The following is an 11529-nucleotide window of genomic DNA, read 5'->3' as shown; positions in this document are numbered from 1 at the left end:
GATTCAGGCCGGGCTGCTGCCGATAAAGCTCGGCGATTCAGGTGGCGGCAAGTGGGTCTCCTCAAGGCACCGCGCTTTCAATTCCTCGATCGTACCACCACGGTTGAACAGTTCAATGTCACCGCGCTCGGCGCGTAACTCCGCCCGCAGGGCATCTGTAGCCGAGGCGTCTATGGTTCCGTCATCGCCCATTACCACACCGTAGCGCCTGGCACCTTCGTGGCTGACCAGGCGCCGTTCGACATCCTGGCGGACCAGCTCCGGATCACGTTCGTAAGGGTCTCCCCAGCCGCCGCCTCCCCAGGTGTTGAAGTAAAGGATGTCACCTGCACGTACCTTTACACCTTCGATCTTGGCTGGCAGCCATTGTTCGCTGCCGTCAGTCCGCACCAGGCGCTTGGTGGAGCGCAGGCCGGTCTCGCCGCCCAGGACACCCCAGGGATAGGTCAGCCAGCGCTCGTCGTGAATGCCGATCTCGCCGTCGGCCAGGAAGCGGTAAGCGACGCTCAGCCCGTTACCACCGCGATGCAGCCCGGCGCCACCCGAATCGCAAATCGTCTCATAACGCTCGATACGCAGTGGAAAGTAGGATTCGATAAACTCGTTCGGAACATTGGTAAAGCCCGGCCACAGTGAATGCCCGTCGGGGCCGTCCCCTACCGGGCGACCGGGGATGCCGCCAAACCCGATCTGGAATAGCTGGAACCACTCGCCGTTGTTGTCATAACCGGAATAGAACAGGTGAGGTGAGTCGGAAAATCCGGCGGCGTTGAGCATCTGCTCCGGCGCGCCCATGCCGAGCAGGGCGCCGAGCAGGTCGAAAATCCGACCAAGCGCGTGCGTGCGGCCAGAGAGGGCGGCGGGGAAATTTGGCTTGAGCAGGGTTCCCTGGGGGATACGCACGTCGACCAGTTCGTAAAACCCATCGTTGAAAACGATCTGCGGGTCCACAACGTTGATGGTGAAGGAACCAAAGAACATCTTGAACATGTCCTCGTTCAGGTAAAAGTTCACCGAACTCTGTGCCTGCGGATCCGTGCCATCGAAATCGAAGATTGCGGTCGAGCCTTCACGCCACATCCGGCATTTTATCTTGTAGGGCCCCATACCCATGCCGTCATCGCACAGATAGTCCTCGAACTCCCGGGGCTCTTCCGGGATGAACATCTCAATGATGTGCTTCATGGCCCGATAGTTGCGATCCAGCATGATATCCATGGTCGACATCAACACGTCGTCACCAAATCGCTCAGCCAGTTCGACGCAGCGCTTTGCCGCCGTGTTGCAGGCTGCCACCAGGGCATTGAGATCAAAGCGGTTCCACTGGGGGGTTCGCACATTGTGCAGAATGAGCTCCAGCAGATCGGTTTGCAGCACGCCTCGCTTGTACAGCTTGGTAGGCGGAATACGAATGCCTTCCTGGTAAATGGTGGTTGCCTGGATCGGAATTGAACCAGGTACCATGCCACCGTTATCCGACATATGGCCAAACATCGCCGACCAGGCGATGTGGCGGCCGTCCTTGAATACCGGCACCAGCACAACCCAGTCCGGCAGGTGCGATACCGCCGCGTTGCACAGGTAGGGATCGTTGGTGAGAATGATGTCTCCCTCTTCGATCTCCGCATCGTAGGCCTCGAGGAAAGGCCCGATAAATGAGCCGAACTGGCCCACAACCATTTTGCCCTCGCGGTTGGCGATCATCGGGAAACAGTCACCCTGTTCGCGGATGCCCGGGGACATGGCGGTGCGAAACAACACCGCGTCCATTTCCTCGCGGGCATTACGCAATGCGTTCTCGATGATGTCCACGGTGACGCCATCAACCTCTACCGTATTAATCTGGGCGTCGTTGGTCTGGATTATTTTTGCAGCCATAGTCCTGGTCTCCTTAGGCCACCGGATTGATTAACAGATTGCCGATCGCGTCGACCTGCGCATCGTAGCCCGGCAATACAACCGTGGTGGAATCCATTTCGCCGATGATCGCCGGTCCCGGGACCACCAGGCCCTCGTGCAACCGACCGCGATCGTAAATAGCAATGTCATACCACTGGCCCTCGTAGTAGAAACGGCTGTCGTGAATCTTGCAGTCCTCCAGTGTTGTCTCGGCCTTGCCCACGCGAAGCTCGGCGATGGTCCTGGCCCTGGCTTTGGCAACCGCGCGAATCATCAGAATCTCGTGACCGTCACCGAGCTTGAAGGTGAACAGTTGTTCGTGCTCAGCATCAAACTGGTCGGTGAGCAGCTTGATACCGCGCTCCGCCAGGTCAGCCTCGGTAAAATCCACCGTAATCTGGAATGCCTGGCCCGCATAACGCAGGTCTGCCTGATAGGTCACCTCGTGCTCTTCCAGCGGGATACCGTCCGCGAGCAGGGATTCCCCCGCGCGCAATTGCAGCTCTTTCAGATCGGCGTGCAGCTGTTCATCGGATATATCGGTCGCTATGGTGAGATAGGTCCGTGCCGCCTCGTCCTGCACCTGGGTAGTAGCGTCACCGTAGGCACAGAGAACTCCCGGGCCGGGGGGCACTATAACCGGCCAGGCATTGCTGAGAATACCCAGGGCATTGGCGTGCAGCGGGCCCGCACCGCCGAAGCCCACCAGTGCGAAGTCGCGCGGGTCGTAGCCCTGCTCCACCGACACCAGTCGCAGGGCACCAAACATTGATTCATTGACGATCTTGATGATGCCCTCGGCCGCCTCCATCAGCTCAATACCCATCGCATCGGCCACCTGCTGTACGGCCTTGACGGAAGCGTCGCGGTTGATTTCCATTTTGCCGCCGAGCTGCACGTCAGACGGGAGATAGCCGAGTACCACGTTGGCATCACATACCGTAGGCTGATCACCACCTTTCATGTAACAGGCCGGGCCGGGGACCGCTCCGGCGGATTCCGGACCCACTCGCAGTGCCCTGGTCAGCTCGGGGACAAACGCGATGGAGCCGCCGCCGGCCCCTACGGTGCGTACATCCACCGATGGCGCGCGCACCCGGACATCCCCGACGATGGTTTCGCGGCGTACGCTCGCTCGCGAGTCCTGAATCAATGCCACATCGGTGGAGGTGCCGCCCATGTCAAAGGTGAGTATGTCGGAAAAGCCCGCCCGGCTGCAGAAGTAAATCGCCCCGGCAACACCGCCGGCAGGACCGGACATGAGCAGGTTCACCGGCGATTCAGCGGAGGCCCTGGCGGAGGCAAGGCCCCCGTCAGAGCGAAGTATGGAGAGCTGGGTGTCGTCGCCCAGCCGATCCTCGAGTGCGGTTTGCAGGTTTCTTACATAGCGCGCTACTTCCGGGCGCACATAGGAGTTCACCACCGTGGTCTCGGTGCGCTCGTATTCCTGCATTTCAGGCACCACCTCACAGGAGATGGAAACGGGCGTGTCACCGAATATCTCGGCCGCGATCTGCCGCGCCCTGCGTTCGTGCTCGCCATTGAGGTAGGCGTTGATAAAACAGATGGTCAGTGCCTGTATGCCGCCCTTCGCGTGCAGGGCTTCAAGGTCTTGACGCAGCTTCTCCTCATCCAGAGGTTCCACCACGGTGCCGTCTGCCGCAATTCGCTCCCGTGCGCCGATGGTCAGCTCCAGCGGTGCCAGCAAAGGATTTTTCACATAGCTGACCCAGCCACCCAGGCCACCCGGGCAATAGGAGCGGGCCACCTGCAGGGTGTCCTCGTACCCTGAGGTCGTTACCAGGCCCACGGTTGCACCCTTGCCGGTAAGCACTGCATTGGTCGCCACGGTAGTCCCGTGCATCACCAGCTTGATTTCGTTGGGGTCTATACCTGATTCTTCGCAGATGCGCCCCACGCCATTGAGTACACCTATGGATGAATCTTCCGGTGTGGAAGGGACCTTGGCGGTGTGCGTCTCGCCGGTCTTTTCATTCATCAGCAGAAAGTCGGTAAAGGTTCCGCCGACATCGACACCCAATCGGTATGCCATCCCTGTTGTCTCCTCGTCTTTACATCGTTTGTTTGTCAGGCGGCGTTATTGCTCAACCAGTAATAGGCCCGACCACCCTGAGTGTAGCCGGTCAGCTCGCTCGACAGTTGTACAGCCGCGAGCAGAGCTGGCATGTCGATGCCAGTCGTAAAGCCCATTTGCTCACACAACATCACTACGTCCTCAGTGGCCACGTTGCCCTTGGCACCCGGTGCGAACGGGCAGCCGCCGAGGCCGCCGATGGCACTGTCGAACTTGCGCACGCCGCTTTCGATAGCGGCAAACACATTTGCCAGGCCCATGGCGCGGGTGTCGTGAAAATGACAGGCCAGTCGCTGCGCCCCATGCTCCGCAACAAGGGCATCCATCAGACGGCGTACCGCAGCCGGGTTCGCAGCACCGATGGTATCGGCGATCACCACCTCATCAGCACCCCAGTCGGCGAGTTGGCGAACCTGCTCAACGATGATCTCGTCGGCCACCGGCCCCTCAAACGGGCATTCGAAAGCTACCGACAGGTAGGCCTGTACCCGAGCGCCCTCAGCCTTGCCGCGGTTGATAATGGCCTGCGCGACGGCGAAGGTCTGCGCCAGGTCCATGCCAATATTTTTCTGATTCATGGTCTCGGTGGCACAGGCCACCAGGGCTACCGTACCCGCACCGGCTTCACGAGCGAGTTCATAGCCTTTCATGTTGGGTACCAGAACGCTCAGCTCAACGTCGTCTGGTATGCGCAGGCGGGCCAGCAGTTCGCCGGTTCCCGCCATCTGTGGCACCGCTTTGGGTGACACGAAACTGCCGGCCTCGATGTGTTTCAGGCCTGCCCCGAGCAAAGCCTCGATCAACTGCTGGCGCTGGTCGAGATTCAGGTGCCGGTCCTGGCTCTGCAGTCCGTCACGGGGACCTACCTCATTGATAACGATGTGTTGCGACATCAGCCAATGACTCCTCTATCGCGCAAGCCCTGGATTTCCTCGGCGCTGCAGCCCAGCAAGCCCTTGAACACGGCTTCGGTGTGCTGGCCCAGGAGCGGCGCGGGGGTAAAGGATTCCTCGGCGGTACGCGATAGCTTGATCGGGTTGCCGGGGCCGCGAGTGGCGGGGCCATCGGGGTGCTGCAGGTCAATTACCATATTGCGATGCTGTACCTGGGGATCCGCCAGGGCCTGGCTGAAACGGTTGACTGGCGCACAGGGAATACGCTTTTCCTCGAGCTGTTCCAGCCAGTAGTCACAGGTATTTGCACTGAGCAACTCGTTGAGCCGGGTGTTGATCATGTCGCGCGCAGCCCAGCGGCCGGGTTGCCCGTCCAGCGCGGGGTCATCAAATTCGTCGCAGGGCACCACCTGTTTCAGGTTTTGCCAGAAATTATCGGTAATGACAGCGATCACGATAAACCCGTCAGCACAGCGGAACGTGTTATAGGGTACGTGGACGAAGTGTGAATTGCCGATGGGGTACGGATCCTCTCCGGAAAGGAAGTGCATGGTTGCCATGTAATTGAGCAGGGATATCTGGCAGTCGAGCATGGAGATATCCACGTGCTGACCCAGGCCGCTGCGCTCACGCTCGTACAGGGCCGCCAGTATGCCCATCACTCCGAACATGCCACCGCCAAGGTCGCCGATCGGTATCCCGGCCCGCACCGGATGATCCGGGTCCGTGCCGGTAATAGACATCCCGCCGCCGGTGGCTTGAGCAACCTGGTCGAAGGCTGGCCGCTTGCTGCCCGGACCGTCTGAACCAAAGCCGGTAACAGCGCAGGTGATGATGCGTGGGTTAATCTGGTTGAGGGTGTCGAAATCAATCTTCAGGCGCTCGGGCACACCAGCGCCAAAATTGCTGATCACAACATCGGATTTTTCAACCAGGCGATAGAACTGGGCGAGACCTTCTTCGCTCTTCAGGTCAATGGCGACACTTTGTTTGTTGCGGTTGAGCGTGAGGAAATAGGCGCCCATGCCATTGAGGGAATGGGCGGGATCACTGGCCAGCAGTTTGCGCGTACCCTCGCCCTGGAGGGGTTCAACCTTGATTGTCTCGGCACCGAGGTCGGCGAGAATCATCGCGCCGTAGGGGCCAGACAGCATGTGGGTCAGGTCCAGTATTCGCAGGCCGGCGAGCGGTTTTTTCATTATGGGCTGACTCCTGTGCATGGGTTGCGTAAGGCAGACTTCTCCAGCCTTGGTCGCAGGAACCATGCCAACGGCTGTACCTGCTCCGCATTTCGGCGCTAACTTTAAAAAAACCTGATAAAAATCAGCAGGTTGTCGAAGGCGCTATTATTTGCTGCGAGCGGAGCCTGATAGCTAGTGTACGCCAAGTGTCAGCGAAAATGTTCAGGTTGAAATAAATATTTCATTCTGAATCAAAATCTGTCGGTTTTTCTTCAGTGAGTTGCAATAGGGCGCCGGAGAAAAGCGCCGGGTCCAGGTCCAGAACCTGCCAGCCCTCGAGACCGGTGCGCGGCTTGTCCTGGGTAAACGCTCCGCCCCCGGCGAGAACCGTCTCCCGTGCCGACGCCAGCGAGTCTACACCCAGCGAGAGCAGGAACAGGCCCTCTCCGTGGGCAGCCAGCTGTTGTCCGGGCACGCTGTCGGGGTCGGTGGGTTGTACCAGTACTATCCAGCTTTCCCCGGCGCGGAAGCGGGCCGTGCGTACGCCACGCTCTGGCAGATCGCCGAACTCAAACCTGGCGATGGCAAATGCGGCGCGATAGCGCGCCACCGCGGCGTCCAGGTCCCGGACCAGCAAATTGATGTGGTGAACCCTGGTGAGCATCTGTCTAGCTCCCTGCCCGCTTCGATCACGCCCAGTGTTTGTGGCTGGCCCGGTAATGACAAGTGGCTTTTTATCATTACCGGCGGGCACCGGCATGCACTAGACTGATTTTGCGAAAAATCGATTTACCTGAGACTGGCGATGCCCCGCGCAGGAATTATTATAGGCATACCTGGCGCTGAAGTAATGCAGGTCAAGAGCAAGCGTCGTATTGATGTCTGGGCCGGGCCATCACAGTGACCCAATGCCATGTTACCAATTCGCGAACTGCGCAGAAGCCGTAAACACGAGAGGCTCACAAATTCCGATCAGTAGTGCCACTGACAGGGGAAGTTACTCCGATTGGACCCAGTTTATCAGCGCACTTGTCGAACATCCGCTCTTCAAGTGGCCCGAACCATATCCGGCGGCGGCAATGATCTGTTCACAGGAGCAGCCGCGGGTATCCGAAAGTGTAAAGGTATGCTCTGTTCCCTCCTGGGGAGGCGCCTGTACAAAGTTGCCACCGGCATCAAGTGCCCAGCGATTGCGTCCGAGGACCCCGGATGTTGGCGCTGACTCCGGAAATTGAGTAGAGGGGCAAAGATCCCGAGTGTCGACTATGCCGTCGCCATCGCTGTCATCGCCGCCGGGACTATCGTCGCAAGCATCGCCGATAGTGTCACCATCGGCGTCGGCCTGATCCGGATTGGCGACGTCGGCGCAGTTGTCTTCACTGTCGATGACGCCGTCACCATCCCGGTCTTCGGTTTCAAAGCCCGTGCAGTTGTCGTCGGCAGGATTGCCCAGGCAAAACGCCTGCACCAGGTCACTGACATCAACGTCCACGAGTTCCAGTGGGGTCGCCAATTGCTGGTCCAGGAACCGGATATGTGTGATCCTGTGGTCGAATGGCACCTGAAAACGGCCAATCCCTTCTGCAAGCAGGACAACCTGTTCTCCTGTCCCTGTTTGCTCGTATTCGTAGCGCGGGTCCCACCCATTCTGGACGCCAATGATCTGGCCACTCGCATCGAGGAATTGCAACAGCAGAAGCGGTGGGTCGTCATCAGTTGCGCCGGGGGGAAGGTCGGTTACCCCGGATCCGAGAAGCTGTGTGCTGCCGTCTGCAAATACAGAAAGCTCGATGTAGATCCCACGCCTGCTATCCAGGATCAGTTCGCTTATGTTTGGAACCGGTGACGTGGAGGGGTCGGCCTCCAAGGAAGAGGCATGCGGAGTCAGGAGGGAAAAGGTCATTCCCAAGAAGGCGGCGATTCGAATGTTAGGAATGTTCATGATCAGCACCTCCCCGCCTTGCACTTATTGATCTTCCACTCCATTCGATCAATCTCGGAAGGGCCCACGCCATACTGGGCGCATGAGTCAGCGCTGCTACAGCTCCCAGATCCGGACTGCTGCATCAGGTCCGGTGTAGGCGGGCTGGTAGTGCGATAGTCTGGCTCGAATATCCAAGTTGCATTGAGTAGGAAAACGCCCCTGGCTTCAGACAGATATCGGCACGCGTTCGGGTCCTTATCTCGACGTTGAGCGGCATTTTTACAGGCGTTCTCACTAGTCAGGAGGTTCGGAAAATCCGGTAGTGTGAAATACAGCGAGGGTTCCCCCTGGTATTCGTCGGACAGGCTGAACGCAGCGTGTCCGATTTCATGGGCAACGACTTGCAGTCTATCAAGCTTGAATTTGGTGGTGAAAAAATCCATGGAAGAGTTGTCCCTGCATTCCCGGTCGTGAATCGTCCCCGTTGCATCTGAAAATTCATAACCATTCGGGTACACAGCGGGCTTGTCTTTTTTGCATTTCGAGGATGCGTTATTGGCGTCCTTTGGCGTTACGGTTGCGAAATCACGCCCGAGCCAGATATTGATCTCGCTTTGGTGCTTCACGAACCAGGGGATTTCAAGCAAACCCTCTCTGACTACCTGGTAGATATCGCTCTGGAACAGGGCCCAGCCTGCTGTGCCTGAATGGCGATTGATTTCGGGAATGAAGACCAGGTCCAGTTTTTCCTTTACCGGCCCGTTATACACGACCGGCACCGCGCGATACCCGCCCATTTCAGGTTCACCGACGTCAACGTCTCGCCAGCCACTGAACGTCGCTTCATCGCCCAGTTCTGCCCGGCATCCATAGTGGAGGCTCCGGCCGGATGCGACGGTACTGGTCTGTAAGCCACTGGTGGTATCCAGAGCAGCAACAGGATTGCTGGTATCGTTGACATAGATTTCTACTCGATCTGCGATCAGGTCGGCGCCGTTCTTGTCAATTGCTTCCGCGTGAATGGTGATCGGTTCGTTGTCCTGCGGCCACAGGGGCTCGTGGATGCAGCGCACGAGAAGACCGACGGGAGGCTCGTACGTGGCGCAATCATCGTCGGCTCTGTCTATCAGGCCGTCGCCGTCATCGTCGAAGGTGTTATCACAGGACTCGCGTGTGGCGAGCCTCGGCTCGCGGGAAAGAAAGTAACCGTGGAAGGGGTTGGGGGTGTATGTATCGCCGATGTTTGGCCCTGGAGCAGTAGTTATAAAGTCTTCAAGGGGGTCATCGTCAAAATAATCGACAACCGAGAAAATCCTGGAGCTGTAACAGGCGGGGTCTGCAAAATCCACCGAGCCGTTGAGATTGTCGTCGAGGCCATTGCGGCAGGTAAGCGGGTCGCCGAAATCCTCCACGCCGTTATTGATGGCGGAGAATGCGTACCAGAAGTCGCCTGACCTGGATGGGCTCTCGCTGCGGATGCTGTCATAGGTGTTACCAAACAGGATATCGGCCGTAGCCAATGAAGCGGTGGGACTGAACTTGTCGAACACCTTGGGTACCACCGTCGGGTCGGCGGGAATCGACTCAAATGCACCGTATCCGGTCAGTGCTTGAAACATGTAATAAACCTCGACGCTGTTGGCCCAGATCCAGCCATCGAAATTAACGTTCCCGACCGAGCCGCTGCAGGGAAGTCCGCCGGCGGGGCAAACGGCGGCCACATCCCAGAATGCCATGCCCTGTGTCACTGTAAGCTGCCGCCACTCACGCCCGTTGATGACTGGATTAAGGGCTGTGCAGGCCTCATCATCGATATCGGCCAGCCCATCGCCGTTGTCGTCGATGCCGTTGTTGCATATCTCCAGCGCAGGATCCCGGACCAGAAACACCCCGATGGGCTGACCGCCAAAAAAAGTGCCGCCGGCCTCTGTTGCGGTAACATCAATCGGCTGCTCATCAATGGCGTCAGTTCCCGCCGGGACCTTGGCATCGATAATCCAGATGGCCCCCACCATCGCGTCACCCGGGATTTCCGGCAACGCGTAGATGGCGTGAGACAGTTTCACGCCATCGGTTTCCTTTACCGGAGCGAACTGGTCGAAAAACAAGTCCAGCGTTGAACCGTAGTAGGGCCCTGAATCACCGATACTCCAGCCCGTGAGTTGGTAGAGCATTGCTTCCACGCGAGACTTGGAAGCCCAGGTCCAACCGGTGAAGTCAATGCCGTTGACACTACCTTTGCAAGGGGTTTCGTTCAGGGGGCAGACCGTGGCCACGTCGCTCCACGACAGGCCGGCGCCCGCGGTGTCGGTCAGCGCCCGCCATGCGAGGCCGTCGATCAGCGTCTCCCCGGCTTTTGCGGGTGCCGCCTGTGCCGTCAGCATCAACAACAACACGAGAGCGCCTAGAGCGGCTGAAAATGTTCGTCCAGGAGAGGTGGATGAACGTCTTTTTGTGGCCTTGTCTTCCTGCAAATCGTTCACGGCTGGCTCCCTTTTGTTGGACTCTTCGCCTGAGGTGTAATCCAGAGGTGATCGATCGGTGGTGCTTCTCAAGATTTGACCGACATCTTTCAGGTCGAAAAAGCGATGTGGCTTTGGACCTTGGGTTGGGTGGTCGGTAAAATGCAAGGTACATCGCGCATACTGAATCCTGAACCTACTCGTTTCAGCATGGCGCGACAATGAGCTTGAATACTCAACCCACTAAGCATAAGTACTCATCTGGGTTACAACAGAAACCAAAGCGCGACGGACAGGGTTGGTGGATTAGGCGAGACTGTTCCGTCTTGCCTGAACTGTCGTTTTGTCACCCTCCCGGGCCCGCTTCGCATTGTTGGTTTCAGACGCCTTCAACCACTATTACACGTATCGAGTAACTCTCTACCAACCGGTAGCGCCAGTCGATTGCTACGCAGAGGTATAGTCAGTGCGCGCCGGAGTTACCCTATCGCCTGGTCACGGACGAGGCCTCGCCTGCGCCAAACGGCCGGCCTGAGACGTCCTGCGGACAAACCGTGGCAGAGCAGCTGCCCCTGAAGCGGGTGGGCTGGCCATCGGACATGGCGGGACTGATACTTTATCTCTGCTCCGAGGCGGGATCATTCATCACTGGCAACTGTATTCATATCGACGGCGGTATTTCCATCCATTAGCGCACGCTCAGACATTGACAAGGTGCCACTCGCCGAACAGCCTGCCAGACTCTCTGTGGGTAAGCTCGCAACCTGAGAGCAGAATTCTTCCGGAGAGCAGAATTATTCATCGACCGGAGATAGCGTGCGATTTTGCCCTGGGTCATTCGGTGATACGGGGCGCCCCGAGTGTGCTCGTTGTCCTGCATTGGGGAACTAGGGGATTAGCACTTTGTAGAGGTGTACTCCCACGAGCAAGAACACCAGCACCTTTCGCACATAGGGTGAAATATAGGAGCCAATAATCCTGACCATTGTTTTCCCCGCGCGATCGATTTCAGTCTATGCTTCAGGTGCGCTTTGCAAGGTATTTGAACTGGCGGTCAGTAGCAAGTCGCCAACGC

General features: G+C 58.2%; 8 protein-coding genes. 1 reads left to right on the top strand and 7 read right to left on the bottom strand.

Translation table 11 applies throughout. The features are described from left to right. Positions 1-3: 3 nt before the first annotated feature. The 7 genes from E2F43_RS18510 to E2F43_RS18480 form a co-directional block, all read right to left on the bottom strand. Positions 4-1878, bottom strand: a complete 1875-nt coding sequence (locus E2F43_RS18510) for a hydantoinase B/oxoprolinase family protein (protein ID WP_133215529.1) — start codon at positions 1876-1878, stop codon at positions 4-6. A gap of 13 nt (positions 1879-1891) precedes the next feature. Then, complete coding sequence (locus tag E2F43_RS18505) at positions 1892-3952, bottom strand: hydantoinase/oxoprolinase family protein (protein ID WP_133215527.1); 2061 nt, start codon at positions 3950-3952, stop codon at positions 1892-1894. A 35-nt stretch (positions 3953-3987) separates the two neighbouring features. Next, the gene (locus E2F43_RS18500; RefSeq protein ID WP_133215525.1) at positions 3988-4887 is read right to left on the bottom strand and encodes a hydroxymethylglutaryl-CoA lyase; all 900 of its coding nucleotides are present in this window, start codon (positions 4885-4887) and stop codon (positions 3988-3990) included. Further along, on the bottom strand, positions 4887-6086 hold the full coding sequence (locus E2F43_RS18495) for a CaiB/BaiF CoA transferase family protein (protein WP_133215523.1): 1200 nt from the start codon (positions 6084-6086) through the stop codon (positions 4887-4889). Before E2F43_RS18495 ends, E2F43_RS18500 begins: the two co-directional genes overlap by 1 nt. A 223-nt stretch (positions 6087-6309) precedes the next feature. Further along, complete coding sequence (locus E2F43_RS18490; RefSeq protein WP_165954402.1) at positions 6310-6732, bottom strand: VOC family protein; 423 nt, start codon at positions 6730-6732, stop codon at positions 6310-6312. Between the two features lie 333 nt (positions 6733-7065). Continuing rightward, entirely contained in the window at positions 7066-8010 is a 945-nt protein-coding gene (locus tag E2F43_RS19590; RefSeq protein ID WP_133215519.1) for a thrombospondin type 3 repeat-containing protein, read from the bottom strand. A 2-nt stretch (positions 8011-8012) separates the two neighbouring features. Beyond that, positions 8013-10475, bottom strand: a complete 2463-nt coding sequence (locus E2F43_RS18480) for a gluzincin family metallopeptidase (RefSeq protein WP_133215517.1) — start codon at positions 10473-10475, stop codon at positions 8013-8015. Positions 10476-10897: 422 nt separating this feature from the next. On the opposite strand from E2F43_RS18480, the gene E2F43_RS19355 reads away from it, so the two are divergent. Beyond that, on the top strand, positions 10898-11146 hold the full coding sequence (locus E2F43_RS19355) for an SDR family oxidoreductase (protein WP_133215515.1): 249 nt from the start codon (positions 10898-10900) through the stop codon (positions 11144-11146). Positions 11147-11529 lie beyond the last annotated feature (383 nt).

This window comes from Seongchinamella unica, from assembly GCF_004354085.1.
GTDB classification, from domain to species: Bacteria; Pseudomonadota; Gammaproteobacteria; order Pseudomonadales; family Halieaceae; genus Halioglobus; species Halioglobus unicus.
The sequence above is the reverse complement of the archived record's forward strand: the minus strand, read 5'-3'. Positions and strand labels throughout refer to the sequence as shown.